Source organism: Hwanghaeella sp. LZ110 (assembly GCF_048892525.1).
Classification (GTDB): domain Bacteria; phylum Pseudomonadota; class Alphaproteobacteria; order UBA8366; family Aestuariispiraceae; genus Pacificispira.
In genome coordinates this window covers 38,625-64,861 of record NZ_JBLZHT010000003.1, presented here as the reverse complement: position 1 = coordinate 64,861, position 26,237 = coordinate 38,625, and the positions used below count along the sequence as shown (strand labels likewise).

Below are 26,237 nucleotides of genomic sequence, written 5' to 3'. Positions count from 1 at the left end.
GCAGACCTTCCCTGCGCCATGTTCTTCTCACCATTCAGCGCGGACGGTGAGCATGAAGTTGCGGGGCTCGCCCCAGCGGTTGTTTCTCGCAGCTCCCCCAAGCCTTTCGTAGTATTCCTCGTCGAATACATTATTTATGGACAGACGTGTGGACAGAGAATCGGAGATTTTATACCCGGCACCCAGGTCAAACACGGCATAGGCATCTTGTGTGGCCCGCATCCCAGAAAAGTCGGTGAAGTACGAACTAACCGCTCGCATTCCAGCGCCGAAATTTACGCCCCTAAATTGGCCGCCCTGGACATCATATTGCGTTGTAAGATTGACCGAGTGCTTGGGCATCCAAGTTGCGAACACTTCTCCTTGGTTGTTCGGGTCGTCGACATACTTAGTATTCACGTAGGCATATCCAGCGAGAACCTGCCAACCTGGGAGCAGTTCGCCACTAATTTCGGCTTCTATGCCTTGGCTCCGGACTAGTCCCGCCGCTTCGGAACAGTAATCTCCGATACACCCTTCAATACCGACCGCACGATTAATGTCTTCGATCCAAAATCCGGCCAGGTGCCCAAGCAATCTGCCGGCGAAGAACTCGCCTTTTACGCCCACTTCGTATTGGTTACCTTCGCGCGGGGAAACAAATTCCCTCGACGGCGTCATGCTAGTCTGCGGTTCAAAGATGCTAGCGTAGGAACCGTACACGGACAGTTCGTCGGTCATATCCACGACGAGGCCGGCATAAGGGGTGAATTGCGCATCGACGCTGACGTCGGATGTAATCTGTCCCGTGGACCTATCTTCCATCGTTGCTGTCCAAGAACTCAGGCGCCCCCCAAGTATGACGGTGAGCCAATCTATGCCGGGCTTGAGGCGAGTTTGACCGTATGCCCCGTATTCCTCGGTTTGATCCAATCGGAAGCTGTTGAAGGTTAGGTTAGGCTTCGGAATGTTGTGATCCGGCTCAAACGCGTCGACGACGTAGGTGGCAGTGTCGCCGCGGTTACGATCTCGTGTGCTGAAATTGTAATCCGCCCCAAGCAGGAACGTACTTTCAGCGTCACCGATCAATCGAACAGGCGCGGAAACGTGGCCATCGACGATGTAGTCGTTACGCAGATCCTCATCCCGTCCTGCCCGGATGGTGACGTCGTTGGTTCCTACTGTGATCGGCGTACGCGCCTGAACGTGAATTCGATCGAGCCAGCGCTCGACGAAGCGCCCGCTCAATTTCGCCGTTACGCCGCTGTCGAACTTATGCTCGAGTTCCGCGAACGCCTCTGCGGTGTATTCCTCGGCGTAGCTCCAGGGCACACCGATATTGTGCTCTCGCGGCAGGTCTACGCGCGTCCCGTCGGAGAAGACAATCGGGTTGCCCGCGAATACGCTGTGGTCGTGTTCCTGATACATGCCGCCGACAGAAAGGACCGTGTCCTCTGTGACATCAGCATCCAAGGTTCCGTATATGAGAGGCTTCTTGGATTCATATAGATCGATGAAGCTCTCTCGATCCTCATATGCGGCGACCAAGCGTCCGCGAACTCGACCCGACTCGACTAAAGGACCGGTCACATCCGCATCTGTGCGGTAGTAATTCCATGAACCTACACGAGCAGCGCCACTCAATTGGAACTCGTCGAGCGGTCGCTTCCGTACAAGGTTAATCGATCCGCCGGGCTCGCCGGTACCCTGGAACAAGCCAGCCGGACCGCGAAGGACCTCGACCCGATCGTAGATCGCCATGTCTGGAGCCGCGCTGAATGTCGTCGTATCGTCGACCCGAAGTCCATCGTGCGTAACGGTTGCGTCATATCCTCGCGAAGTAAACGAAGCACGCACGCCATCGAAATTTCGGACGCGCATGCCCGTGGTTCGCTCTATGGCCTCCTGCAATGTCGTGAAGTTTTCGTCCTCGATCCGGTCTCGAGTGATAACACTTACAGACTGCGGTATCTCTCGGATGCTGGTGGGGATTTTCGAGCCAACAGTAACTTGAGAACCTGCATAAGACCCGGTCCCTTCCGTCCGACCTGGATCGAAGAGTCTCTGCCCCTCGACCGTGACAGGGTCGAGGACGATGGCGCTATCGGCGCTTTGGCCGGGCCGCTCAATGGCGACCGTCGATCCGGACAGGGTGTAGATGAGGCCGCTGCCGGTGAGGAGTTGGCGGAGGGCTTGCTCACTGGTCATCGTGCCCTGCACGGCGGGGGCGGTCAGGTCACGGGGGAGCGTGCCGTGGACCGTGATCTGCATTCCCGACTGCTGACCAAACTGGGTGAGTGCCGTGGTCAAGGACTGGGAGGGAATGTCGAACGTTTGTTCGGCGGACAGTTGCGCAATCCGAGCTTGATCTTCGACGCCTTGAGCCTGCACCGTCGATACGGTGGCTGTAATGGAAAGTGCAGCCGCTATCGCCAAGGAGGCGCATAAATTCGCGCGACGGCCGATTCCCTCTATTTGCTGTTCAGTCCCGTGACTCATCTAACATCTCCAACCGGTGTTTCATGTTCAAGCGCGGATGCTCATAAATGAGAATGAGAGGCATTCGCGCATCTAATCACGAAACGCTGTGGGAGATTTCAATTCCAGAAAAAGTTCCGTAAACTCTGCAACATACTGGAATCATTTATGTCTTAAAAACGTGACACTACAAGCAGCCAGGGCGTGACAGCGCGGACCACGGCGTTCTGGGAGCGGGCGATGGCACGGAGCGCGGCCTCAGGATCGGTGAGATTATAAACGCCGGTCACCGGCTCATCGCCGAGCGATCCGTCAGCGACAACGATCACCCCGGAATGGTAACGACGCAGTCGATCAACGACGTCGTCAAACGCCTGATCCTGCGCGATGAGTTGGTATTGGCGCCAGGCGCCAAACTCCGATACGGGTTGTCGGCCATGTCGCGTGTGTCCCGATGGCTCTACGCGCAGAAACTCACCCGCCTGTAGCGCCTCCACCACGGGTGACATGTCGTCTCCCCGGTCGACCCTGACGACGCCGTGCGCAACCCCCACTTCGACCCCCCGGCCGCTGCGGGCGACATTGAAGGCCGTGCCCAGAACGGTCACATGTAGGTCGCCCGCTGAAACCCGGAAGGGCAAGTTGGCATTGGGCTGAACGTCGAGAAAAATCTCTCCGTTGAGCAACCGAATGCCGCGTTCCGTGGCCGTGTAGTTGACGGCGAAGGCGCTGCCGGGTGCGACATTGAGCGTGCTGTCGTCGGGCAGGCGGATCGTGCGTGATTCGGCAACGCCGGTTGTGTAGTCAGCCTGCAGATTGCGGACGATCTCGGGCCCCGTGACCACGGCGACGACCGAAGCGGCGGCGGCCATCCCCACGATCGCCAAAGCCCGCCGACGGTTAACGCGGCGGCCCGGGGCCGACTGCCACGCAGCTCCGCTGCGGTCGCCGATCACCGCGCGCCTTGGTTGGTCGGTACCTCTCTGCACCCGGTCCGAAGTCGCACGAGCCTGTTGGAGAAATGGTCCCCAGCTTTCTGCGTGCGTCGGCGTCGCGCCGGCCACGGCGCTTGTCATGCGTTGCGTCTCCGCCCATGCGGCCGCATTGGCGGGATCCGCCAGCCAGTCATCGAGTTCCTGTTGGAGGTCGGGGGAGTGCGGCTGCTCCTGAAGGCGAATCATCCAGAGACTGGCTGCTCTCGATGCTTCCTGTTCTATCGAATGATTATGTCGAGGCATACCCTTCTTTCAGCCCTGTAATATCTGGGCTTGACGGTTCCTGTCTTGGGACTTGTATCGAACGGTGTCCTGTACACAAAACGCATGACGTAGGGCATGCTTCCAAAAATAATCGTATCCCGCCGTCATGATCTGGCGAGACGCTGTTTGCAATGCTCCGCACCATCGACAACGAGGGTCTGCGCAAGCGACACTGAAATATTCAGATAGGTTGCGATTTCCTTGAGAGTCGCGCCACCGAAGCGGTGCATCTCGAAGGCGATACGGGTGCGCTCCGGGAGTTCCACCATTGCCACCATAACGCAACGAATCTCGTCGCGATAGAGCGCGATGATCTCTGGCGTGGGCATTCCGTCAGGAGATGTTTCAGCCGCCTGTTCAAATCCATCTTCAGCAATCAGCCGACGCTCACGCGTAAGGCACCGGTGTCCGTCGATGGCAAGGTTCCGGACGATGCGATATAGATAGCCTTTCGGGTCTTCGAGAAAGCGCCCTTTATGTGCTTCGTCGAACCGCAGCCACGCTTCCTGGACAATATCCTCCGACTGCGCTCGGTTGCCGGTAATGCTGCTGGCATAGTCGACCAAGGCACGTTGGTGCGTCGCAAATAGGGCAAGTGCATTCGAATTATTGGTCACCAACGCCTTCCAGTCCCTTTCATCTCACGCAGGCGCAACCCCAACATTGTCGGCCATCGTTTCATGACGCTGACTACGATAGTGTTAAGAATCATTCTGAACACCATAGAGGGGGTGCTTGTCCCTCGCAAGAATTCTTCAAATCAGTCCAGTACGGCGCGTTACCAATGCTTGAAATTCTGGAATTGTGATACCTTGAATCAGTTGTGCTTATAGACGGAAGAATTGGGTTCAGACCCTAGTTAATCGGCTGCGACGTGACCATTCGCTCTTTTTAAATAATGTTTATGTTTTGTTTGAAAACATATACTTTAATGAGATTCCGCGTAAAAATTAATGAAATCCGACAAATATACCGCCCGTCATGTCAAAATTGAAACCATCAGCAATAAAACAACTAAGAATTAAGATAACTAAATTCATTTTAAAATTTGATCTAAAGCAAGAGACGAAACAACAAAAAGCTGTATAAATTTATTACAATAAATATAATACAACTTTCTGGTTAACCCAAAGATGACTTTCTTACAAGGCAACAACTTTGACGAATTCGAAAACATCGCAATTGGGACGACCGGGCACATTCTTTGCTTCCGCAGCACCCTTGTATGAATACTGGAAAATGTTGCCCGACGATAAGCCCAGACGGGCCTTGCGTGCCGAGCAACTGGGACCCCTCTTATTGCCGCATGTCAGCTTGCTGCGGGTTTTGGGACAGGCTGAAGACTTGCGATATGATCTGATCTGTCAGGAGATGAAGATGATCGCCCCCCGATTAATTCCGGGCAGTCTGGGCAGTGATCCCTTGCAATTGAACCCGGATGATCGTGGCGTGCTGGACCTATTGATGGGCGCAGCCCTGAAACAAAGTCCAAGCGCCCATCTGGCAAATTTCAAATCCTATGAAGGCCACAGAAGGTCTGTCTTTACACTGATCCTGCCCCTTGGCCTTAACGCGCAGGCAGTGTCATCCAATGATTTAATTGTTTCCGTCTGGCAGCGGCCCAATAAATTGGAGAATGACCAAGAAGTCTTCGAGGACATGACAGACGCATTTCTGACCTATTGCGATACCCACACAGAGTCGTAAAAATCAGAATATTGCCCGAAAAAGGAAAGTTACTCTGACGTAACCTCTTTCCATTTAGATTTAAAGGCACCCCAACTGTCATCCAGCTTGGACTTGGCATCGGTCCAGCCTTCATCGGTCGTTGTTTTTACATCGTTCCAGCCGTCCTTCACGCCCTGCCAGGCAGCTTTTGCATCTTCTGTTAACGGCCTGTTTGAATTTCTGGCTTCTTGCTCTTCAATCTCTTGCTTCATCTGTGCTTCGTAATCCTGGCGCGCGCCTGTTGGAGTTTCTGTCTGACTTGTCGTTTCGTCAGCCACCGCCTGAATTGCACCGCCGCATAAGAATAAAGAAACAGCCAAAATGCTGAAAAAGGCTTTCATGCTAATAACTCCCTTAAAAGATATGAGGTGACACGCCGCATCTGTGAACATGATAGGCGGCGGTTAAATATCAAGGCCACACAGCTAAATTGAAACGCGCTAGAACCCGACCAGCATGTCATATCCAACCGCGGCGGCAACCAGTGTTAAGACCCCCGCGACAAGGGCGGCAAGGCCATCCTCGCTGACTAAGGAGATACCAAACAATGCGATTGCCAGACCGGGCAAGCTGGCGGCAAAAGGAACAAATGCAAGCGGTATCATAAGCACCGCCAGTCCACAGCACAGGACGGCAACGAAGTAATTGAATGGCGACTTCAACAACCAGGTCAGCCGCGGCGACAGGAAGCGATCAATTATCCTGGCTGCGGGCCTAGAAATGTCCAATGCCTTGTTCAGTTTTGCACGCGGAATGGATATTTGGGTGATACGTTTAGGCATCCATAATGCCGATGGTGACACAATCATTTGCACCGACAGTATTATTAGCAGGATCGCCATTCCAATCGCCATTCCTGGGATAGCGCCAGTGGGGGCGGCTGCCAGAAATGCAGGAAAAAACAGCAAGGGCCCGTGACTACGCGCGCCAAAGCTTGTCAGAACATCTCCGAGATCAAAGGATTCCTGGTCTTTAGGTGCGTTCCCGGTTATGCCATCCAGCAAATCCGTCAAGGAATGTGGTTGCTGTGTCATCCGTCCCATTGACTCTTCGACAGTCTATCCAAATCGTCATACAAAATACGCCCCGCCTTTCGACGGGGCGCATCTGTATGATCACTATGTGAGGACTTTAGACAATCCCGTATTAGGACTGATCAGAAGTCATTTCTTTCCACTTAGCCTGGAAGTCATCCCAGCTCTGCTGGAACGTTTCCTTGGCGTCTTCCCAGTTTTCATCTGCGGATTCGCTCAAGGCTTTCCAGTTTTCTTCCACTTTCTGCCAGGCTGCGCTGGCCTCTTCGCTCAATTCTTTATCAGAAAATATCGCTTCCTGATTTTGCATTTCAGTGTTCATTTTCTGCTCGTAAACATCGCGCGGAGAATTGTTCGCGGTGTCACTTGCGGCCATAGCCTGCGGTGCAACAAGGCCCAGAGCCAGTGCGATAGTGGCAGCTTTTACGATGGTATTCATGAATAATCTCCTTCTTTGATGGCAGATGGTGCGTCCACGACCCCTCTGCACTGTTATTCTTGTTTCAGTTAGTATAAACGGCGGACGCCATTCCTTGCTCTCAAAACATTTAGTAATAGATATTTTCTCTTCAACATAAAATTTTCTAAAAGGTAATAAATCAAAATTTTGCCACATTCACTAAGTCACTTTTAATTAACTTTATCTTGTATGATAATATATTTATAAAATTTTAAATAAAGTTTGTCATTCAGATGTATTTTTTTATTGCAAAAATCAATCCCGTATCCATGTAGAGAAATAATTTCCGTCACTGCATTCGTTCAGGACGGTTCCAACCGTGTGCCAAGGCCTTCGGGAGATCTGAACAACCGGTCTTAGCACCACGACTTAAGGAGACTGTTTATGCTATATTGGGCAGCCGTGTTTTTCATCATCGCACTGATCGCCGCAGCCTTTGGCTTTGGGGGGATTGCAGCCGTTGCGGCAGGCGCCGCCAAAATTCTGTTCTTTGTCTTTGTGGTTCTGTTTTTCGCAGCCCTGATCATGCACATCGTGCGTGGCCGCAGGCTGTAAGGACCCAAGGTTTTAAAGGTCAACATGACCGCAGTGGTTGAACTGCGGTGCAACATTCTTAGTTTCTCTCGCTCAGGATTCGGGGCATCCTGAGCGAGATTACCTTTGTTGGAGTATGTAATGTATGCCTGAGTCCCCGACCCTGACCCTTGCGAAACAAATTTGCCGGTTCAGAACCAGCCTTGACCTGATTGAACATTGGTTATCAAAACAGCCACAGCAAGACAGTCTGGAAATCCCTGAATTTGACCCAATTGACGTCCCCGGTCTGTTGCCGAATATCTACCTGCTGGAAAAAATTGACGGTCGACTGAAATATCGGGTTTCTGGGGAGAATGTGAATTCTCTATTCGGACGTCAGAATACGGGCCGATATCTCGACGAGGTGGTGCCACCTCATTTATACGAATTTGTGCACCCCTATTTTTACTCCATTTTCAGCGGTAACTTGGTAGTTTTCGGGGGAATGGTCGTCGTTTCCAACAAGGAATATCTGGAATTTGAACGGGTGTTGTTGCCGGTTCGCCGCAAGGGTGAAACCCGATTATTGGGAATGCTGTCGCTGACAGACACGGCGAAAATGCGCGATGATGCCCCCCCACCCCGTCCAAAGGGGGGGTATACCTTTCACTGCCAGAACCTAGCGACAGGCACGATCGGAGAATTTTTTCACGAAGTGACCCCCATCAAGTCTCCCCAAATACGATAGCGACTTGATCTGGCGTGAAAATTGCTTCCAAACTTGGAAGCAATCACGGCCCGGAGAGCAACAGGCATGCCCGATACCCCCATCCCATTTGGCAAACCGCAACTGGATACAGACGTATTCGACGCGGTCCGCACCGTCCTTGAAAGCGGGATGCTGGTACATGGCACGGTCACGCCCGCTTTCGAACAGGCCTTTGCACAGCGGATCGGGGCCGCCGAAGCGGTGGCAGTATCATCCTGTACGGCGGGTCTGCACCTGACGCTGTTCACCCGCAACATCGGCCCGGGGGATCGTGTCGCCGTGCCCGCCATGACCCATGTGGCAACCGCCCACAGTGTAGAGCTTGTCGGGGCGGAGCCGGTGTTTATCGATGTCGATCCTGCAACAGGCAATATGGACCCGGCCGCGCTGGAAGCCGTAGAGGGGCCCCTGACGGTGATCATGCCCGTGCATTATCTGGGCCTTCCCTGTGATATGGACCGCATTCTTGCTGTGGCACAGAAGAAAGGTGCATTTGTACTGGAAGACTGTGCCCTGGCCGTGGATGCGACCTGGGGTGACCAGAAGGCGGGGACGCTGGGCCTGGCGGGCAGCTTTTCTTTCTATCCAGTCAAGCACATGACGTCCATCGAAGGCGGCATGGTGACAACCAATGATCCGGCGCTGGCCCATGAGCTTCGACGGCGCCGCGCCTTTGGCTATAACCGCGCCCTGGGTGAACGCACCCGACCTGGCCTGTATGATGTTGATATCCTGGGCATGAATTATCGCATGAGCGAAGTTGAGGCCGCGGTAGGATTGGCGCAACTTACTCATCTGGATGACTTTATGGCGGATCGGTCCCGAAATGATGCGGCATTGCGGGCGATTTTATCCCGCATTGATGGCCTGACGCTGTTCCCAGATCGGCACGGCAAGGCCACATCATCGCATTATTGTATCAATGCGGTACTGCCCCGGGATGGCTCCGTTTCAAGGGATCGCGTGGTCGATGGATTGAACGCGCGAAAAATCGGGTCTTCGGTTCATTATCCAGGCCCAGTCCCCCTGTTTACCTATTATTCACAAAAATACGGGTATAAGGCTGGTCAGTTTCCTGTCGCAGAATGGCTGGCGGATCAAACCATCTCCCTGCCCGTCGGGCCGCATCTGACCAGGGGTGATGCAGAGAGAGTAGGCAACGCCTTTCAGGAAGCGTATAGTGAGGCATCGCGATGACTCCAACGCAGAAAGCATTGGCGCCATCGCTTCAAATTTTAATCACGCGGGTAAACCAGAAGGAGACACCGCAATGAGTTCGATACCCTTTGAGACACTAAGACCCAATCTGGAAGACCAGCGGATCTTGCTGGTCGGTGGCGCTGGCTTTATTGGCCACAATCTTGCGCTGGAACTATCCCGCATGGGGGCCACGGTTGGCATTTGCGACAATCTGATGGTCAACAGCCTGATCGAAAATTGCTACGAACCTGGCCGCAATGTTGTTCAGCGCACCGCCTATCAGAATTTTCTGTTGGACCGATTTCTGCTATTGCGGGAAAACGGTGTGGTGCTGATGAACAGCGATGCGCGCCTGCTGGCCGATCTGGGCCGCGTGTTTGAAGCCTTCCAGCCCACCAAAGTCGTCCATATGGCCGCCATCGCCAGCGCCGTGGATGCAAAGGCAGAGCCAGGTCTGGCGTTTGATCTTCAACTGATCACACTGCGCAATGTCCTGGAACTGGTGCGCCCGAAAGTAAAAGATATCAATCAGGTCATGTTCATGTCGTCTTCGACCGTTTACGGCGATTTTGAAGGCGCAAGCGTGGACGAAACAACCTTCCCGCGCCCGGAAGGCATTTATGCCAATGCCAAATTTATGGGGGAACGGCTGGTCCGAACCTATCGAACACAATACGGCCTGGGCACGACGGTTATTCGACCATCTGCCTTGTATGGGGAACGCTGTATTTCCAGGCGAGTCAGCCAGGTTTTCATTGAGAACGCCCTGACCGGCAAGCCGTTGCTGCTGGAAGGCGGTGGCGATGGGCGGTTGGACTTCACCTATATCAACGATCTGGTACAGGGCATGGTGCGCGCATTGGCCCTGCATAAAGGGCATGACGACAGTTCAACCTTCAACATCACCTTCGGCAACGCCCGCACGATTGCGGATCTGGCCGCCGTGGTGAAATCCGTTGTTCCCAATGCCATCCTGGAAGAACGCCCACGGGCCGTGGACAAGCCAATCCGTGGCACCCTGTCTATCACCCGGGCTCAGGAGAAACTGGGATTTGAACCGGAATGGACCCTGGAACAAGGGTTCAAACGCTATTGCGAATGGTATGCTGATCAATGGCAACGCGCGCAAATGCAAGTGGAAGCCAATTAAGATGAGCGATACAAAGCGGGGTCCAGCAGCCCTGATGCTGCTGGCCAGGCTCGATTCAAGGCGCCTGCCGGGAAAGGGTCTGATGGATCTGGGTGGGCGCACAGTGCTGGGCCGGGCCATTGATCGCCTGCGCCGCTGTCATCAAGTATCGGACATGATCCTGGCCACCAGCGATCGCGCCCTGGATGATCCCTTGCAGGCCTTTGCTGAGGCTGAAGGCATCGGCTGTTTCCGGGGCGATGCGATGGATGTCGCAAAACGCTGCACGGATGCCTGCACCGAATTTAATTTGGACTGGTTCGTCAGGATCTGTGGTGACAGTCCCTTTGCCGATCCTGCCGTCGTGGACCAAGTTTCCCAAAAGTTCCTGGACAGCGGTGCAGACCTTGCCACGAATGTTTACCCCCGATCCTTCCCCATTGGGGCCAGCGCCGAGGCTGTATCAAAGGCGGCGATGCAGCGCATTTTAAGCGCAACCCCCGATCTTGCGTATCGGGAACATGTGACACTGTACGCGTACGAACATCCCACCGACTTTTCCATAGTCAGCGTACAGCCAGAAGATTCGGATTACGAGGCGATGTCCATTGCTGTGGATACGCCGGAGGATCTGGCCCGCGCCCGCCGCCTGATTGCCTTGCTGCCAGACCCGACAACGGCAACCCTGGCAGATATTCTAAGACTGCAACCCCAGACCCTTTGACGATATAGAGTACAGATACACCCTGTGCAGGCGGGTATCCTGGGTATACCGCCCCAATAGAGTTCGAGACGACGGTCCGGCAAATGGCACTCTCACAATACGGAGCGCAGCGTCTCGAAGACAAGCACGAAACTTGCAACTTCTCCTTCAAGATAGTGCGTCGAGCCCCTTGTGAAATCCCCTCGTCAGGGTAATAGTCCCCGACACCCGCAAGTCAGGAGAGCGTTCCTGCTCCACCCCGACACCCCTATGACCCCCTCATGGAGACCAACCCTGCGCGGTTTGGACGTCGATCAGGTGTCGCGACCTGATACACTCTCGCGGGACCCGGAGACATGCCTCTCCACCTCCACCGTACCCTGCACGACCGACGGGGCAATTGTCTTATTGACACGAATCAGCGCTATGTTCATTATGTTACATAGAACACATGCTGGGGTTAAAAATGGCAAGAAGTGAATCTGGACGGATCGTCGTCGAATTGGAGCCTTCGCTAAAGCGCAGACTCTACAGCGCTCTTGCCATGGATAACCAGACTCTAAAGGACTGGATGATAAAGCAAGTCGAAGCCTACTTGTCCGCACAGTCACAAAAGGCGACAGAAAAGGTCAAGGTGCGGAAATGAATTTTAAGGAATTTCAAACGCCTGAGAAATTGCGCGGCGGATACTACACGCCAGACGATCTTGCCGCCTTCTTGGCGCGGTGGGTCGACCACATTTCACCGTCGCGCATCCTCGAGCCGAGTTGCGGCGATGGTGTTTTTTTCGGCGCGCTGGCTTCGACCGGCTCCAAAGCCGACATTGTAGGATTCGAGCTTGACGAATGCGAAGCGCGTAAAGCGCGGGAGCGTGCCCGTACTTTGCAGCTTGGCAAAACCGATATACGCTCAAGCGACTTTCTAGGCTGGGCGCTCGACACACTCGCAAACGATCGCGAATGCTTTGATGCTGTCGTCGGCAATCCTCCATTCATTCGTTATCAGTATTTACCACCTTTGTTTCAAGTGCGCGCAGAAGCAATATTCGAACGCCTCGACTGCAAGTTCACCAAGCATACCAATGCATGGGTGTCGTTTGTACTGGCGTGTTTCGAGTTGCTCAGGCCGGGCGGTCGTCTGGCCATGGTCGTTCCTGCCGAGATCATTCATGTAATGCATGCGCAATCACTGCGGGCTCACCTTGGCGAAAACGCTAAGCGGCTTGTGGTGATTGATCCAGAAGAGCTGTGGTTCGAAGGAACATTGCAGGGAGCTGTCCTTCTTCTGGCGGAAAAAAAATCCGCTGACACTGATCATGCCGAGGGTCTAGGCATCTATCCGGTAAGGGGCCGCTCCTTCTTGTCTCTCGATCCTGAGGAGATTTTCAACGAGCCCCAAGCCATGAACGGTAAGACCGTCGAAGGCAAGTGGACCCGAGCCCTTCTTGCACCGTCAACAAGAGATTTGCTTGACGAATTGGTCGACGCCGACATGGCGCGGCGCTTTGATGATGTTGCCCAAGTTGACGTTGGAATCGTGACCGGTGCGAACAAGTTCTTTCTTGTCGGCGATGAGACTGTAAAACGCTTCGGCCTGAAAAAATGGGCGCACCCGATGTTCGGACGCAGCGAGCATTGTCCGGGCGTCGTGTATGACAACGTGCAGCACCGCGCCAATGCCACCGAGGGTAAACCAACAAATTTTATTTGGTTTCAGGATCAGTCCGTCGAGAAAACAAAAACGGGACGCGAGTACATCAAACGCGGTGAGCAGGAGAATTTGCATACCCGCTACAAATGCCGAATTCGGAAGCTTTGGTATGCGGTGCCATCCGTCTATGCCACCGAAGTCGGCATGCTGAAAAGGAGTCACGACACGCCGCGCCTGATACTCAATAGGATCGGTGCTTTCACGACAGACACCGCTTACCGCATCCGCACCAAAGAGGGATCGGCGGAACAACTCGTTTATAGCTTCCTGAACGGCCTGACAGCGCTGAGCGCTGAGCTGGAAGGCAGGCACTATGGAGGCGGCGTGCTCGAACTTGTGCCTTCAGAAATTGAGAAGCTGCTATTGCCACCGCCTTCAATGATCACACCCCGCGTCGATGAGCTCGATAGGGCCGTCCGCAACATGAGCATGGACGACGTCCTTACCCTCCAAACAGGGCGCATATTCGAGGAGATCGGTCTTTCAAAAGGGAAGCAGGAAGAGCTTCTTTCAGGATGGAGCCGTCTACGGAACAGGCGGCACAGGGTATCGACCGAGGCCGCCTAGTCGATTTCAAGAACAAACTGATCCGGCTTGCTCTTGTCGCGATATAGATACATCGTGCGGTCAAGCAGGTCATCACGGGCCACCATTGGCTTCACATCACCCCAGTGAAGCTGCGTAACGCTATTGTTCTGTTTGTAGGTGGCGCTATCGGTCCTGCTGTCGTGCGTTAGACCCATATCGAACACGCCGTAATTCACATCCTTGATCACGATTCGGAAGCTACCTGTCGCTCGTTCCAAGTGCACTTTTTCGTCTGCGGCATCATTAGCCCAGGCCAGATCGCCGAAGACCTCTTCGCGGAAATAGTGCCTTTGATCAATGCCTTCTGTCTGCCCCTTTGTGAAGTACATCGATCCTGTCGGATTCGTGTTTTCAGCTGTCGGAATATTTAGCGGCCTGCGGGTAAGTGGATTACTGGTCCAGACCAGTTCTAGTTGATCAATGGCAGGCTTGCTGGGAGGTGCGTCGGGTGTCTCTTCTTTAGCACCTTCTGCGGCTGCAACTTCACCCGCCGCCGCTGCGCCGGTCCCCTCCGGTTCCCTTTCATCAACCAACGTCGTCACGGGTGCATATGTGAGCATCTTCTTTTTGAGCTCCATCTTTGGGATCTTATCAAGATCCCGATTGACGGATGACCCGCCTGGGTTGGGTGGCGGCACTTGCCGTTCATCGATAACTCGACCAGACTTGAGAAGCTCCAGAACTTCCTGTTTGTTTTTCACCTGTAATACATGCTGGGGGAATTCATCTACAATTGCATCGATTTTGGAGGCTAGATCCTCGACAAGATCGGCATCGCTCTTATCGGCCATATCGCAGACAATTTTCAATCCGGCTTCAATATTGCTGTTCAGACCGCCCATCGTAAGATTAGCACTACCTAGAACTATGCGCCCCTCCGTCGCGCTTTTTGCCAAATAAATTTTCGGGTGAAAGACGACACCCCGTGAGCCAGTGTCTACAGCGTAGGTCGTGCATCCGCAGTCGATGCATGCAAGCAAACCCTGTCCGGTGGTAATGCCGTTACGAATTCCGGCGAATATCGTGGTCTTGTCCGCAACCGGCTTGAGAATATCGACCAGCAGTGCAAAGCCGCGCTCGTTCAGGAACGCAACGCTGATAATGACGCGCTCAATGTTTGCTAGTTGAAAGGTATCTCGCACCTCATCCAAGTGGTTATCGACCGTTAAGCCTTGAAGTATAAATTTATTTGTCATTCCCCAGCCCTAATTCGTTTTCTTTCTTATACGCTTAGTCGTTTTCCAAGCCTCTTATGATATTTGGTGACGCACCCTTCGGACCGAACTATCATGTACCAAGCCTGCATACGGCTATCTTGAACATAGCACTTCGACCCCTTACGCGTCATATAGCACAAAAGTGGACTTGTCTGAAAAAAGTGCGCAGTACTATGCTCTTTAGGCGGTCAGTTTTTCAGATAAGCCCTCTACGATTGATCTTAAAAGACTAAACGCAGAAAATGCAACGCCGTGGCTGAACACACCCTGAGCGGCTGTTACCCTGGATCTTCTATATCAGATCCATACCCCGGGTCTTAGGCGCGCCATTGCCGTCGATGGGCATGGCCCAGGCTTCTTCCTTGAAATCGCCAAAGCTGAAGCGCTTGCTGGAGCCGTCTGGAAACAGATAGGTCGCGCTGCCGTCTATCGGGTCATAGATCGCGGTATAGATGGTCCCGAACCCATTATGATAGGCGTTGGTGTATAAAGGCGGCTTTCGGAAAGCATCCACCAGTTTCGGGAATGTGACTTTATCATCTTCCAGACGGAACCTAAGGAACTGCTCGCGCTCCAACGTGGCGGTCGCGCGTGCATGGTCGTGCCATTCTATGCGTCCCTGATGATTGGTGGCATAAGCAACGGATTTGATCACGGGACGGCTGCCCGGCGCCAGATAGGCGGTCGTGAAGCGTCCCTTTTTATCAACCACCGTCACATTATAGGCCATATGGGTCGGCACATCGGCCAAGACTTTTGCAGCGTCCTCCACCGTCGCACAGAATTCCAGAATGTTGCGCAGGATAACGGGGATACCAAATCCCTCCCCCACGGCGCGGCGGCCCCCAAACGTCAGGCTGACAGCCAGCCCCTTCTCGTTCACCCCATCCAGAACGCCCCACAGGCAATCGGTCATCGCAATGACCTTTGTGCCATTCCAGGCGCTTTCCATGATAACGCCATCGATCAAAGCCGGGCTGTAGTCATAATTGCGCACCAGTTTCGGACCATCGCCCAACCAGACGATCTGACTGCAGCCGGAGATATAGGCTGGCGGCCGCCACAGGCTGAGGAAACGCGCCGCCAAGTCGCCCCCACCGGCCAGATCACACAATCGGTCATAGGTCGGCAATAGACGGGGCATATGGGCTTCCAAGGCCTCCTTACAGGTCAGCCAGGTCGCGCGCTGCTCCAACCCATCAGAGAGATACCAGGCCCGATAGGCCGGCCAATATCTCTCAAACAGGGTCTGCCACTTATCGCCGGGCTTCTTCTCAGAAACCGACTGGAAATAAAGGTCCATGTCTTCCCCGTCCGTCCCCTGTGTCAGGGGACCGGACCGATACGGTCCTTCCTGTTCCGGCACGCCCAGAAACTGGGTTCCGAAAGCTGTACTTTCTGTGCCAATTACAGAATCTTGTATGCCCCAGCGGTCGGTGCCGGTTGTAAGCCCCGCCCCTTGAACTTCCCGCGCATTCCATTGATCCATTTCTTGGCCCGCTTATTCAGCTTGAAGTTATCGGTCATAAGACGGCCGCGGGTCACCAGAATGCCAAGGTCAGCCCCTTCATACCGATAATCTCCAACCCCGGAAATTCTCAGGAAAAAGGCTTCATTCTCGCTGGCAACCGCACGGCGGTGATAGTCAAATCGACTGAAATCGATACTGCCATCAGGGTTCATACGATAGATGCCACTTTCAGGGGCTTCGGTGATGATGTCCACCGAATCCTGTGTATGTTTCATTACATATTGGGACCAACTGTCGATATTGTCCGGATCAGCCCAACGGTCATTCAGAGCCTCTACATCCAGTTCAAACGGCATCCCCGAAAATTCCAGCAAATGGAACAGGAATAGCGGCGCATCCGCATGGGCGAAGGCGGCATGATTGGTCATGGAAGACGCCCCGGTAATGCGCGGGTTCAATTCCCCCAGATACATCAGGCCACTGTCCATATCGATCAGGAAATCCAGCTCGAAATACCCGCGATACCCTTCTTTGCGCAGCTGCTCCCCAAATTTATAGGTGTATTCGCGGGCCTGCTGGCGGATTTCCGGTGTGAAGCTGGCATCAAAAATCTCATTCCCGCACCAACCGCCTTTATAGGGGGTCAGTTCCGGGAACCCGACCAGTTCGGTCATCAGCGGCCCCACAATGGTGCCCGCCTTGGTCGTGCAGGCTTCAATCGCCGACCCACGGCAATTGATGCGTTTCATAACCTTGATTTCACCCTGACCGATGATTTCGGACTGATGCTTCTTGAAATCCTTTTCAGTGGAGATGAAGAAGGTCGTATGACCGGAATCGCCAAAGGCAGACTGCAGCACCAGATGCTCACCCAGCCCCTTTGATACCTCGCGCAACTGCTCATAGCTTTCAATCTTAGCCAGGACGTTAGGCACCGATGGTACGCCCGCCTTGTCACCGATGCGCACGGTGATGATTTTGTTATCAACCCTGGTGCGCAGCTTCGCTTTCGGGAACCAGACATCCATCTTGGCCTTTTTCGCCAGCTTTTCCGTTTCCTCGTCAAACATCAGGAAAACCGATTTAGGGTTTCTCCCCATGGCGCTGACGGTATCCAGCACTTCCTTATGCTGCAGCAGATAGTTGTTGATATCCTCAATCGACTGGAATTCGGCATGGGGCGCTTCATTGGGAACGAAGACGTTCGGGTGACGCCCGTCATAACAGTCTATATAATTGATATATTTAAAGTTCTTAACCCATTCATCCATGCCCAACAGGTTAAAGTTGGTCGCACTAATGAACACGATCGGTGTTTCATTGCGATGGAAATACCGCCGTATATCCGACATGCCTTTCAGGACTTTCTTTTCCCGCGGCACGCGCTTTTTCGTTCCCGGTTTCAACGTCGCCTTTTTCGCGACAGGCCGCTTGACCGCAGCCTTCGCCGCGACTTTCTTAGCTGATGCCTTTTTCACTGTCGCTTTTGGTGCGGTTTTCTTTGCTGGTGTTTTTTTAGTAGCCGCCTTCTTAGTAGCGGCTTTTTTCGATGCCGCCTTCTTCACAGTTGCCTTCTTTGTGGCTGCTTTCTTCGTCGCTGCTTTTTTGGCAACGGCCTTTGGCGTCGGAGTGGTCGACACAGGTTTTGTCGTCAGGGCTTCTGGAGCCCCACCATCGACGGCGACGGCGGCTTTTGTTGATGTCTTCTTTGCAGTGGCCTTCTTAGCCATAGGTTAGTCCCCCATTTTCTCTGTTCGGTTTATTTCTTTGCGACGTCTTTTAACGCCTTTTCTGTGAATACGCGCAGTCCCAGTTCCGGGCGATAGCCGTGAATTTCCTTCACATCCAATGCCCGCATATATTTCAGAATTTCGATGCTCAGGACCTGCCCTGGCACCAGAATTGGGAATCCCGGCGGATAGGGAATGATGAAGGTCGATGATACGATTTCCCGGCCCTTGGCCATTTCCGCATCCAGGCTGCCATCTTCCAGGCTTAAATACTCACAATTTTCCTGATCATAGGCCAGGAAGTACGCGGTGCGAATATCGCCTTCTGCCGTATCCGCACTTTGCCCTTTTTGGGTATTCTTTGCGCGGAAAGAGTCATGGAAGCGGCTGAAATCCGGTTGTGGCGGCAATTCTTCCAACAAGGATGTCACCTGACGGTTATGCAGCGCCCGTTCGACCGGTGAAGAATCATCCAGCCGTTCGTCCAGTTCCGCTGAGATCTTCACCAGAACTTCTATCAGATAAGCGACCGAGGACCGTGTGGTCCCGATATTGGTCATGAACAAGACCGTATTGCGGGATGTCTTGTTGATCTGAATCCCGTACTTGTCCATCAACTCCTTATTCTTAAATGTATCGCCATCCAGCCCTGTTTTGCCGATCAACAGCGTGACCCGCGTCGCATCCAGCGCGAATTCATCCTTCGCCCAGGCTTCCCAGATGTCGGCCCAGCCATGTCCAACCTGATAATAGGATTCCATGCCGCTTTCTCGGTATTCGGCTGGAATCATATCGCTGGCGGTCAGGACGCGAAAATATTTACTTAACAAGGGATGGGTCGCGACTTTCTCGCGCAGAACCATGGCCATTTCGACCTGCTTCTGAACCATCTCGAAGCCTTCCAATTCCACCTGCCGGCGCCCCACATCCAGAGACGCAACGATCTGATAATTTGGCGAGGTTGATGTGTGGGTCATATAAGCTTCGTGGAAGGATTCCTCTGCCTTGGATTTGTAATCCTGATCATGAATATGGATCATCGACCCCTGACGCAGACTGGTCAGCGTCTTATGGGTTGATTGGCAGGCATAGACGCGAACCCGCACCTTGTCTGGATCGGGCATCAGGCGTTGATCCAGCCAGGTGGACTCTTTCTCTGGCCCCGCCTTGTCAAAAGCGGCCTTCCAGGCCTCGTATTGCTCCCGGTACTCACCGGTCTGATAGCGTTCGCGCAACATCGCCGCATTATGCATGGCGGTGCGCTGACGATAGGTCGGCCCGAAACGGGCAAAGGCAAACCATGCCTCATCCCACAGGAAGACCAAGTCTGGCTTGATCGCCAGGCATTCTTCCATCACGCGCTCAACGTTATATACCAGTCCATCGAAGGTACAGTTGGTCAGCAACAGCATCTTCACCCGGTCCAGCTTTCCCGCCTTCTTAAGTTTTAGCAACTGATGCTTGATCTCACGCAGCGGGACCGCGCCATACATGGAAAATTCATTCAGCGGATAACTGTCCAGATAGACAACCTGCGCACCAGACAGGACCATTCCATAATGATGGGATTTGTGGCAATCACGGTCTACCAGAACAATATCGTCCGGCTTCACCAATGCCTGAACCACGATCTTGTTACAGGTCGAAGTTCCGTTGGTAGCGAAGAATGTATGCCGTGCCCCAAATGCCCGGGCTGCTGATTCCTGAGCATGCTTGATTGGCCCATGGGGATCCAGCAGTGAATCCAACCCGCCAGACGTGGCAGAGGTTTCCGCCAGGAAGATATTCATCCCATAAAAGTCGCCCATATCCTTGATCCAATGGGACTTGGCGATGGATTTCCCGCGGCTGATCGGCATGGCGTGAAACACACCTGTCGGCTGTTTGGAATATTCCTTCAGGGCGGTGAAGAATGGCGTCTTATAGCGCGTGTTGACGCCGCGCAGAATATTCAGATGCAGCTCCATATAGTCTTCCTGGTTATAGAAGACCCGGCGGCAATTATCACAGACACGCCCGGCAATATCCTCCACGGACTGATCCGTGACCATATAGATATCCAATTCCGGGCGCAGCTTTCCAATAGCATAGGCCAGATTGACACCATATTCCTCTGGCGGCAGATCATCGAATGTCTCGTCGCCAAGCCGGTTCAGATATCGCTTCAACATCGGCAAATCATGGCGCGACTTGTAGGGGAACCCGTAACGGACAACGACAGCCTGAATATTGTGATTGAACAACACACCGATCAGCGCATCTTCAAAGCTGCCGACAACCACGCTTTCATAGACAAAGGAATCCTCTGCCCGGCGCTTGTCTCTGAGCGACCGTTTCAGTGTGGTTTCCTGATGCGGTGACAGGTCATCGACAATCATCACTTCGAAATAGGGACGATTGCGCGCACGCTCTTCAGCGGTATCGGACCGCTCGTCATTGTCTTCATCATCTTCGGTGGGTATGACATGGATGTGGCGGCTGCGATAGCTGTCGGACATCAAGGCCCGCGTGATACGGGCGACTGTGTGAGCAAGCGTCGTGAATTCCTGCTCTTCAAACATAGTATGCAGACGCTCGAAGGTGACCCGTCCAGGAAAGGCCCAATAACTTTCGATGGGTTCCAATTTGTGCAGCAGGTCTTCAACAACCTTGTGCATGGGGGAGCCCGGATCGCGACGCTCTGCCACCATCAGGCGCGCAGCCGCGTTCTTCAATTTGCTCCAGCTATCATTCCGTAATTGAGAGGCGGAATAATGCGCGGTTAGATCCCCTGGGCCGCTGCGGCGAATCGCCAGTGCCTTGCCTTCTTTTGCTCCCGGTTTTCCGCCTTTTGGGGCGGCATTCTTTTTGGACTCACTCGTTAGCTTTGCGATCGGTTTGCTCCATTTATTGTATCAACGGCATGCAGGCGCATACCGCCTGGGCCGGCAGGCTCTCCCAATGGCTCTGAAACACCCCTGTCCAAGGTTCCAGGCCGCATGTCCAAGCCTGCCCGAGACCCTCTTTGAGGCATTTCGAGGGGGCCAAGACTGTAAAGATAGGATGTGTCGGCATAGGTCGGATCATAAATCGAAAAATAGACGCTGCGGTCACGGAAACTCTTCTGCGTCTGCCCCAATCCTTTAAGGCCGGTTTCCCGCTGGCGACGCACCAGGGTAAGATCCACCTCAATCGGGATAATCTCTTCCTGCCCGGCGGCTTGATACAGAACGGTTCCGGACGGGTCCACAACACAAGACCGTCCACATCCCCCGGCACCCAATCCATTGATATCAAATATATAGCATTGGAACATGGCCGCCGACGCGCGGGCGATGGACAGTTCCACATCACGATCAATGGTTCCGGTCAGGACAGGGTGCAGCAAAACCTCGACCCCCTGTGCTGTCAGGGTTCGTGTGGTTTCTGGAAACCAGATGTCATAACAGATCGAAACCCCAAACCGCCCAACGTCTGGAACATCGAAGATCAGAAACTCTGTCCCCGCCTCGATACCGGCCTCATATGGGCGAAAGGGAAACATCTTGCGATAGCGCCCGACAATCTCCCCCTCAGGATTGATCACGATCGCTGTATTGTAGATTTTATCGCCAACACGCTCAAAAATTGAACCTGGCAACAGCCACACACCATGGGCGCGCGCCATTTCCTGAAAGATTTCTTCTGCAGGTCCAGGCAGAGTTTGCGCATGCTCCGGCAAAGGCCCATAAGGTGCGAGTTCTGAGAACATGACCATCTGAACCCAGGGAAACCGGGCTATGGTTAGATCAAGGCGCTGTCGGATCGCTGTAACATTTTCAGCGTATGCTCCAACATGCATTTGAACTCCGGCAATCGCAAAGGGTTGCATTCGGGCGCTCTTCCGTCCGTAGTTATTATTATCTGCATAGGACACCATAGGCATCCATGCTTGTAAACAACCGGATTCTGGACAGTGACGGAACGGTTACAAAGGGGCTTGTTCAAACCACCCTATCAAACGGTTGAAAACAGACCGCCATCTTCATTCAATGTCGCCTGTTCATTTTCCAATCGCCTTGCATCGCTTAAGCTGAATTGGCGCACCGCAGGCAGTTTATCCGTTCTTTCCATAAAAACAGGGCCGCTGATCAATTGAACGCCACTTTCAGCCAGCTTGATAACCTCACGCCAACTTGTGGCATTTACTACGGTACTGACCAAGCCAAGATCCCGGGCAGTGCTTAGGGTGGATTTTGTCCAATCCAAATCTGCGTCAGAAACCGTTCCTGGCAATTCGACACCCACGATCTGAACGCCCGATGCATGAAGACGCGACAGTATGTTCTTAATCGCGCTGCGCCCTGTACCCTGCCGCATAACAACCGTAACCCCCCGAAAAAACGGGGTTAGATACTGGCAAAGCTCCATTAGGCGACTGGGGGGAATTCCCTCTGGAACGTCGCACAAATTCACGTATATGCGTTGCCGCAATGTTGGTGGCGTCATCCGCAGCACCTCAGTCAATTGCTGTCGTCCTTGCGCGGCCGACAGGGTTTCAAAATTTACATTAAAAACGACATGACTTCGCTGACCCTCCTTTAGGGAGTCTTTCAGCGCCATCAGACCAAATTCCAATATATCAATATCGAAGGAGAAAATGTCCTGGTGCGTTGCATCAAAAGGTAACGCATCATAACCGATCGACAATTCGTCCTGAAATGGCGTCTGCCGCGCAGGGACACACTGATACCCTGCAATCATATTCGTCGGTACAGACCACATAGCGACAAACAGCGGAAAACTGGGTACGTTTTCAATATCCGCCATTTCAGCGGCGAACCGCTTTCGGCTCTCCTGTCGATCCAACATGCTTTGAGAAAATGGCGGGTTCGGAATTTCATCTGTAATTTCAATGTTTAAGGGTTCATCAAGTGAAGCGCTGTTGAGCAACTTACTTGCCCCTTTTGCCAACATGTTCGCCACTTCATTCGGTTTAAGCGCGGCACTGGACTTCCATTTTTCATCTTCAGAGATGATGGTCCTGAGTGTCGTTCCTTCGAATCCGCCCTGCCCAAACAAGGTCTCATTTACCTGTTTGGCAATTCTGCTGGCTTTCAACAGGGCCATGTCCTGGTTAACACCCTGAAAGATGATAACGTAACTGCCGTCTTCGCATTTAAGATAGGAATCCAGTCTCCCCGAATGGGTCCGGATCGCGCTTTCAACAAAGCTGCTGACCAACTCCCGCATTTTGGACCAACGCTTGGGACCGACCTGTTTTTCAATATCTTCAAGGCCTAGCGCAATCATTTGTCCAACTTGTATCGACTCCCTGGATGGGAGTTCATGAAGAACCTTACATAATTGTTCAACTGACTCGAGCCGCAACGCGGACATAAGAATCCATCCCTAACCTTATTGTTAACGATCCTTTTGTATTTCAATCTAATTACAATGCCCTAATAATTCGTTAATTAGAATTGTCGGGCGGTATTTGGGTACGTTTTTCTGCCTTTTGGCATATACTACTAAAAATTTTATGGTCATAAGAGTTATAGACCAGTCACTTCTGATAATATTTTGCCTTTCGAGCGCGAACCGCCAAGTCAAAAATGGTCACGCAAGATGGACATTGCGATAGGAAATTAGGCGCGTCTCAAGCGTTATTCCTGTAACAAATTAATAAAAAAGAACAATTCGCGCCAGCGTATACCCCAACTATCCCCGATCAAAAAACGAAAAATGCGCCTAAAATGTCAATAATGTTACTGAGTCTTTGTCTGCGCGACTCGCTCCGCCATAAGGCACAGAATTTCCCACATCATTGTAACCCCTGCCAGGGCCGTCGCGCCGGACGGATCAAAAGGCGGGGATACTTCAACCACATCTGCGCCCACAATATCCAACCCGCGCAGGCCGCGCAGCATGCGTTGCGCGTCATGGGTGGAATAGCCGCCAACTTCCGGCGTTCCTGTACCCGGCGCATAAACTGGATCCATGCCATCCACATCAAAAGAGATATAGGCTGGTCCGCCTCCGACAATCTCTCGGGCAAGGTCCGCAACCTTATCGGGCCCCAGATCGAAATATTCCTCAATTTCGACAACCCGAATGCCCTGTGCCAGTCCCCATTCCTTATCCTCAGGACCATACAATCCACCGCGTATGCCAATTTGAATAACACGCTTGGGATCCAACAGCCCCTCTTCTATCGCCCGGCGGAAAGGCGTACCGTGGGTGTAGAGTGCTCCCCCAAAATAGCGATCCCAGGTATCGGTATGGGCGTCAAAATGCACCATTCCCAAAGGGTTCTTCTTATCTGCAATGGCCCGCATGATAGGCAACGTAATCAGATGATCACCCCCTGCGGTCAACGGCAGGATGCCCTTCTCATGAATCCTGCGGAAATGCTCTTCGATCCGGGCCAGCGTATCTTCCAATTGGATCGGATTGACGGGGCTATCGCCCAGATCAGCGCAATTGGCCAATTCATACGGCATGATGCCACTGACATGGTGGCAATTGCGCGTCATAGTGGACGCATCGCGCATCTGTCTGGGTCCATGTCTGGCCCCGGCGCGATTCGTAGTACCGCCATCCCAGGGAACCCCGGTCAGACCAATATCGACCCCACCGGCGTCTTCGGGCGCAACATGCGGCAGACGCATGAAGGTCGCAATTCCAGCAAATCGGGGCAGCACCATTCCAGACAGGGGTTTATAGCTAATCTCACTGTCCGCCATGGCGGAACTCCTTCCCAGATTGCGTAATCAACAGAGCCCTTAACGGCGCGCCCAGTCGTCTAATGATCCGACTCATTTAAGAAATGTTCGCCCAGACCGGTGTTATAGGCAACCCCTTCTGGCGTCAGGGTGATTGTGTGCATATCCGGGCTGACAACCAAGCCCTTGCGCGCCAGGGCCACCCAAACAGCCGGATTCGAAAATCCGCTGGCGTCACGGGCATGAACCGTAAAGGCACCGACATGCACATGATCCCCATGGGCATGGGGAATTCGGGTCAGCGTTACATTTCCTGTCGCCTCATCGGATCTGGAAGAATTGGGATCACGGGCGATAACCTGAGCCAGGACAAGCGTACGCGCCTGAAGCTTATTTAGTTTCAAAGGGTTTGGTTTTGACGTCACGCTGTTTCCTTTCTGATGATACGCCATCCAGTACAAACGCAATGAAGGCCACCACGCAACCGCCGTATAGACCTTTGCGCAACTGTTTCATGAATATGAAACGTTTTATGCACAAGTTTGCAACGCTGTACCTGTAATCAAGGGCCTGCATCAGGGTCAAGTGCCTGAGCACCCGGGGACGCGCCTTCGTTAAACCATGGTCGATAGCATCACACCGGTCCCAACCGACTGTGACAGATGCAGGGGAAGTTATGCTAGAGATTCAGTCTCTTACCAAGAAATTCGGTGATTTGCACGCGGTCGATGCCGTGTCCCTGTCGATCCCGGACAGGTCGATGGTTGGAATTATTGGCCGATCTGGTGCGGGAAAATCAACCATGCTGCGCCTGATCAACCGTCTTGCAGTTCCGACTTCTGGAAAGATTCGGTTTCACGGACGCGATATTTCGAACCTATCAGGCAAAGCCCTGCGCGACTGGCAGGCCGACTGTGCCATGATTTTCCAACAGTTCAACCTGGTGCCACGTCTGGATGTGCTGACCAATGTGATGCTGGGGCGCTTGAACCATATCGGCACCCTGCGCAGCGTCTTTCGCCTGTTTACCGATAAGGAACGCCTGGAAGGTCTTTTGGCGCTGGAGCGGTTGGGCATTGAACAAACCGCCCTGCAACAGGCTGGTACCTTATCTGGCGGACAGCAACAGCGGGTCGCCATCGCCCGGGCTTTAGTGCAGAAGCCGAAACTTATTCTGGCAGATGAACCCATTGCATCCCTGGATCCGATGAATGCCAAGCTGGTGATGGATGCCCTGCAACGGATCAATCAGGAAGACGGCATTACCGTCGTGTGCAACCTGCACACCCTTGATACCGCGCGGGCCTATTGCGAGCACATCATTGGCATGGCCCATGGCAAAATCGTCTTTTCTGGTGGGCCAGATGATCTGACCACCGCCCAAGCCCGAGAGATTTACGGCGCTGGAGACGAGTTCAACGAAGCCGCCACATCAACATCGATTTCGCATGAACGCGAAGTCTCAAAAACACCCGATACCGAACAGGACGAACTGGTCGCATCGGGGAAGGTCGTCAACCTGTGAGGACAAGGTAGACGAGTTCAATCGCAACCGAGGTGACGGACTATCAATCACCTGGTCC

24 protein-coding genes are annotated in these 26,237 nt (G+C 53.3%); 10 read left to right on the top strand and 14 right to left on the bottom strand.

Annotation, left to right across the window (positions count from 1 at the left end):
* Nucleotides 1-27 precede the first annotated feature (27 nt).
* The 3 genes from ACOSDM_RS06565 to ACOSDM_RS06555 all read right to left on the bottom strand — a co-directional run bounded on the left by ACOSDM_RS06565 (nucleotide 28) and on the right by ACOSDM_RS06555 (nucleotide 4,333).
* On the bottom strand, nucleotides 28-2,478 hold the full coding sequence (locus ACOSDM_RS06565) for a TonB-dependent siderophore receptor (protein ID WP_420723703.1): 2,451 nt from the start codon (nucleotides 2,476-2,478) through the stop codon (nucleotides 28-30).
* 152 nt (nucleotides 2,479-2,630) lie between these two features.
* Nucleotides 2,631-3,695 (bottom strand): FecR family protein, encoded by a 1,065-nt coding sequence (locus ACOSDM_RS06560; RefSeq protein ID WP_420723702.1) that lies wholly within the window; start codon nucleotides 3,693-3,695, stop codon nucleotides 2,631-2,633.
* A gap of 125 nt (nucleotides 3,696-3,820) precedes the next feature.
* Complete coding sequence (locus ACOSDM_RS06555; protein WP_420723701.1) at nucleotides 3,821-4,333, bottom strand: sigma-70 family RNA polymerase sigma factor; 513 nt, start codon at nucleotides 4,331-4,333, stop codon at nucleotides 3,821-3,823.
* 541 nt (nucleotides 4,334-4,874) lie between these two features.
* Here ACOSDM_RS06555 and ACOSDM_RS06550 point away from each other — a divergent pair.
* Complete coding sequence (locus ACOSDM_RS06550; RefSeq protein WP_420723700.1) at nucleotides 4,875-5,423, top strand: hypothetical protein; 549 nt, start codon at nucleotides 4,875-4,877, stop codon at nucleotides 5,421-5,423.
* A 29-nt stretch (nucleotides 5,424-5,452) separates the two neighbouring features.
* On the opposite strand, the gene ACOSDM_RS06545 is transcribed toward ACOSDM_RS06550, so the two are convergent.
* The 3 genes from ACOSDM_RS06545 to ACOSDM_RS06535 all read right to left on the bottom strand — a co-directional run bounded on the left by ACOSDM_RS06545 (nucleotide 5,453) and on the right by ACOSDM_RS06535 (nucleotide 6,917).
* The gene (locus tag ACOSDM_RS06545) at nucleotides 5,453-5,785 is read right to left on the bottom strand and encodes a hypothetical protein (protein WP_420723699.1); all 333 of its coding nucleotides are present in this window, start codon (nucleotides 5,783-5,785) and stop codon (nucleotides 5,453-5,455) included.
* A 99-nt stretch (nucleotides 5,786-5,884) separates the two neighbouring features.
* Complete coding sequence (locus ACOSDM_RS06540) at nucleotides 5,885-6,478, bottom strand: exopolysaccharide biosynthesis protein (RefSeq protein ID WP_420723698.1); 594 nt, start codon at nucleotides 6,476-6,478, stop codon at nucleotides 5,885-5,887.
* A gap of 112 nt (nucleotides 6,479-6,590) precedes the next feature.
* Entirely contained in the window at nucleotides 6,591-6,917 is a 327-nt protein-coding gene (locus ACOSDM_RS06535) for a hypothetical protein (protein WP_420723697.1), read from the bottom strand.
* A 405-nt stretch (nucleotides 6,918-7,322) separates the two neighbouring features.
* Between ACOSDM_RS06535 and ACOSDM_RS06530 the strand changes: the two genes are divergently transcribed.
* The 7 genes from ACOSDM_RS06530 to ACOSDM_RS06500 all read left to right on the top strand — a co-directional run bounded on the left by ACOSDM_RS06530 (nucleotide 7,323) and on the right by ACOSDM_RS06500 (nucleotide 13,532).
* A complete protein-coding gene (locus ACOSDM_RS06530; RefSeq protein WP_420723696.1) occupies nucleotides 7,323-7,493 on the top strand; it encodes a DUF1328 family protein in 171 nt (56 codons plus the stop codon).
* A 124-nt stretch (nucleotides 7,494-7,617) separates the two neighbouring features.
* Entirely contained in the window at nucleotides 7,618-8,202 is a 585-nt protein-coding gene (locus ACOSDM_RS06525) for a PAS domain-containing protein (protein WP_420723695.1), read from the top strand.
* Nucleotides 8,203-8,268: 66 nt separating this feature from the next.
* The gene (locus ACOSDM_RS06520) at nucleotides 8,269-9,420 is read left to right on the top strand and encodes a DegT/DnrJ/EryC1/StrS family aminotransferase (RefSeq protein WP_420723694.1); all 1,152 of its coding nucleotides are present in this window, start codon (nucleotides 8,269-8,271) and stop codon (nucleotides 9,418-9,420) included.
* 73 nt (nucleotides 9,421-9,493) lie between these two features.
* Entirely contained in the window at nucleotides 9,494-10,573 is a 1,080-nt protein-coding gene (locus tag ACOSDM_RS06515) for an NAD-dependent epimerase/dehydratase family protein (RefSeq protein ID WP_420723693.1), read from the top strand.
* A gap of 1 nt (nucleotide 10,574) precedes the next feature.
* A complete protein-coding gene (locus ACOSDM_RS06510; protein ID WP_420723692.1) occupies nucleotides 10,575-11,276 on the top strand; it encodes a cytidylyltransferase domain-containing protein in 702 nt (233 codons plus the stop codon).
* Between the two features lie 445 nt (nucleotides 11,277-11,721).
* The gene (locus ACOSDM_RS06505) at nucleotides 11,722-11,901 is read left to right on the top strand and encodes a hypothetical protein (RefSeq protein WP_420723691.1); all 180 of its coding nucleotides are present in this window, start codon (nucleotides 11,722-11,724) and stop codon (nucleotides 11,899-11,901) included.
* On the top strand, nucleotides 11,898-13,532 hold the full coding sequence (locus ACOSDM_RS06500) for an N-6 DNA methylase (RefSeq protein ID WP_420723690.1): 1,635 nt from the start codon (nucleotides 11,898-11,900) through the stop codon (nucleotides 13,530-13,532). Before ACOSDM_RS06505 ends, ACOSDM_RS06500 begins: the two co-directional genes overlap by 4 nt.
* Here ACOSDM_RS06500 and ACOSDM_RS06495 read toward each other — a convergent pair.
* From ACOSDM_RS06495 to ACOSDM_RS06485, 3 genes are all read right to left on the bottom strand, one after another.
* Nucleotides 13,529-14,749 (bottom strand): hypothetical protein, encoded by a 1,221-nt coding sequence (locus tag ACOSDM_RS06495; protein ID WP_420723689.1) that lies wholly within the window; start codon nucleotides 14,747-14,749, stop codon nucleotides 13,529-13,531. The two genes, ACOSDM_RS06500 and ACOSDM_RS06495, sit on opposite strands and share 4 nt — an antisense overlap.
* A gap of 313 nt (nucleotides 14,750-15,062) precedes the next feature.
* The gene (locus ACOSDM_RS06490; RefSeq protein ID WP_420723688.1) at nucleotides 15,063-16,259 is read right to left on the bottom strand and encodes a C45 family autoproteolytic acyltransferase/hydolase; all 1,197 of its coding nucleotides are present in this window, start codon (nucleotides 16,257-16,259) and stop codon (nucleotides 15,063-15,065) included.
* Complete coding sequence (locus tag ACOSDM_RS06485) at nucleotides 16,178-17,647, bottom strand: biotin carboxylase (RefSeq protein ID WP_420724105.1); 1,470 nt, start codon at nucleotides 17,645-17,647, stop codon at nucleotides 16,178-16,180. The genes ACOSDM_RS06490 and ACOSDM_RS06485 overlap by 82 nt, the downstream gene beginning before the upstream one ends.
* On the opposite strand from ACOSDM_RS06485, the gene ACOSDM_RS06480 reads away from it, so the two are divergent.
* Nucleotides 17,541-17,978, top strand: coding sequence for a hypothetical protein (locus ACOSDM_RS06480; protein WP_420724114.1), 438 nt, complete (start codon nucleotides 17,541-17,543; stop codon nucleotides 17,976-17,978). The two genes, ACOSDM_RS06485 and ACOSDM_RS06480, sit on opposite strands and share 107 nt — an antisense overlap.
* A gap of 22 nt (nucleotides 17,979-18,000) precedes the next feature.
* On the opposite strand, the gene ACOSDM_RS06475 is transcribed toward ACOSDM_RS06480, so the two are convergent.
* The 5 genes from ACOSDM_RS06475 to ACOSDM_RS06455 all read right to left on the bottom strand — a co-directional run bounded on the left by ACOSDM_RS06475 (nucleotide 18,001) and on the right by ACOSDM_RS06455 (nucleotide 25,079).
* Nucleotides 18,001-20,685, bottom strand: coding sequence for an aminotransferase class I/II-fold pyridoxal phosphate-dependent enzyme (locus tag ACOSDM_RS06475; RefSeq protein ID WP_420723687.1), 2,685 nt, complete (start codon nucleotides 20,683-20,685; stop codon nucleotides 18,001-18,003).
* 146 nt (nucleotides 20,686-20,831) lie between these two features.
* A complete protein-coding gene (locus tag ACOSDM_RS06470) occupies nucleotides 20,832-21,791 on the bottom strand; it encodes a carbon-nitrogen hydrolase family protein (RefSeq protein WP_420723686.1) in 960 nt (319 codons plus the stop codon).
* A 155-nt stretch (nucleotides 21,792-21,946) separates the two neighbouring features.
* Nucleotides 21,947-23,059, bottom strand: a complete 1,113-nt coding sequence (locus tag ACOSDM_RS06465; RefSeq protein ID WP_420723685.1) for a hypothetical protein — start codon at nucleotides 23,057-23,059, stop codon at nucleotides 21,947-21,949.
* A gap of 638 nt (nucleotides 23,060-23,697) precedes the next feature.
* Nucleotides 23,698-24,675 carry an agmatinase gene (gene speB / locus ACOSDM_RS06460; RefSeq protein ID WP_420723684.1) on the bottom strand — a complete coding sequence of 326 codons (978 nt, stop codon included), beginning with the start codon at nucleotides 24,673-24,675 and terminating at the stop codon, nucleotides 23,698-23,700.
* Between the two features lie 59 nt (nucleotides 24,676-24,734).
* Nucleotides 24,735-25,079 carry a hypothetical protein gene (locus ACOSDM_RS06455; RefSeq protein ID WP_420723683.1) on the bottom strand — a complete coding sequence of 115 codons (345 nt, stop codon included), beginning with the start codon at nucleotides 25,077-25,079 and terminating at the stop codon, nucleotides 24,735-24,737.
* Between the two features lie 251 nt (nucleotides 25,080-25,330).
* Here ACOSDM_RS06455 and phnC point away from each other — a divergent pair, with 251 nt between their 5' ends.
* Nucleotides 25,331-26,179 carry a phosphonate ABC transporter ATP-binding protein gene (gene phnC, locus ACOSDM_RS06450; protein ID WP_420723682.1) on the top strand — a complete coding sequence of 283 codons (849 nt, stop codon included), beginning with the start codon at nucleotides 25,331-25,333 and terminating at the stop codon, nucleotides 26,177-26,179.
* Nucleotides 26,180-26,237 lie beyond the last annotated feature (58 nt).

What these genes read in the sequence shown, in the direction of transcription:
- ACOSDM_RS06565 (WP_420723703.1), bottom strand. Translation starts at nt 2,478, where the DNA reads ATGAGTCACGGGACTGAACAGCAAATAGAGGGAATCGGCCGTCGCGCG.
- ACOSDM_RS06560 (WP_420723702.1), bottom strand. Translation starts at nt 3,695, where the DNA reads ATGCCTCGACATAATCATTCGATAGAACAGGAAGCATCGAGAGCAGCC.
- ACOSDM_RS06545 (WP_420723699.1), bottom strand. Translation starts at nt 5,785, where the DNA reads ATGAAAGCCTTTTTCAGCATTTTGGCTGTTTCTTTATTCTTATGCGGC.
- ACOSDM_RS06540 (WP_420723698.1), bottom strand. Translation starts at nt 6,478, where the DNA reads ATGACACAGCAACCACATTCCTTGACGGATTTGCTGGATGGCATAACC.
- ACOSDM_RS06535 (WP_420723697.1), bottom strand. Translation starts at nt 6,917, where the DNA reads ATGAATACCATCGTAAAAGCTGCCACTATCGCACTGGCTCTGGGCCTT.
- ACOSDM_RS06530 (WP_420723696.1), top strand. Translation starts at nt 7,323, where the DNA reads ATGCTATATTGGGCAGCCGTGTTTTTCATCATCGCACTGATCGCCGCA.
- ACOSDM_RS06525 (WP_420723695.1), top strand. Translation starts at nt 7,618, where the DNA reads ATGCCTGAGTCCCCGACCCTGACCCTTGCGAAACAAATTTGCCGGTTC.
- ACOSDM_RS06520 (WP_420723694.1), top strand. Translation starts at nt 8,269, where the DNA reads ATGCCCGATACCCCCATCCCATTTGGCAAACCGCAACTGGATACAGAC.
- ACOSDM_RS06515 (WP_420723693.1), top strand. Translation starts at nt 9,494, where the DNA reads ATGAGTTCGATACCCTTTGAGACACTAAGACCCAATCTGGAAGACCAG.
- ACOSDM_RS06510 (WP_420723692.1), top strand. Translation starts at nt 10,575, where the DNA reads ATGAGCGATACAAAGCGGGGTCCAGCAGCCCTGATGCTGCTGGCCAGG.
- ACOSDM_RS06505 (WP_420723691.1), top strand. Translation starts at nt 11,722, where the DNA reads ATGGCAAGAAGTGAATCTGGACGGATCGTCGTCGAATTGGAGCCTTCG.
- ACOSDM_RS06500 (WP_420723690.1), top strand. Translation starts at nt 11,898, where the DNA reads ATGAATTTTAAGGAATTTCAAACGCCTGAGAAATTGCGCGGCGGATAC.
- ACOSDM_RS06495 (WP_420723689.1), bottom strand. Translation starts at nt 14,749, where the DNA reads ATGACAAATAAATTTATACTTCAAGGCTTAACGGTCGATAACCACTTG.
- ACOSDM_RS06490 (WP_420723688.1), bottom strand. Translation starts at nt 16,259, where the DNA reads ATGGATCAATGGAATGCGCGGGAAGTTCAAGGGGCGGGGCTTACAACC.
- ACOSDM_RS06480 (WP_420724114.1), top strand. Translation starts at nt 17,541, where the DNA reads ATGAACACGATCGGTGTTTCATTGCGATGGAAATACCGCCGTATATCC.
- ACOSDM_RS06470 (WP_420723686.1), bottom strand. Translation starts at nt 21,791, where the DNA reads ATGCATGTTGGAGCATACGCTGAAAATGTTACAGCGATCCGACAGCGC.
- ACOSDM_RS06465 (WP_420723685.1), bottom strand. Translation starts at nt 23,059, where the DNA reads ATGGCCCTGTTGAAAGCCAGCAGAATTGCCAAACAGGTAAATGAGACC.
- speB (WP_420723684.1), bottom strand. Translation starts at nt 24,675, where the DNA reads ATGGCGGACAGTGAGATTAGCTATAAACCCCTGTCTGGAATGGTGCTG.
- phnC (WP_420723682.1), top strand. Translation starts at nt 25,331, where the DNA reads ATGCTAGAGATTCAGTCTCTTACCAAGAAATTCGGTGATTTGCACGCG.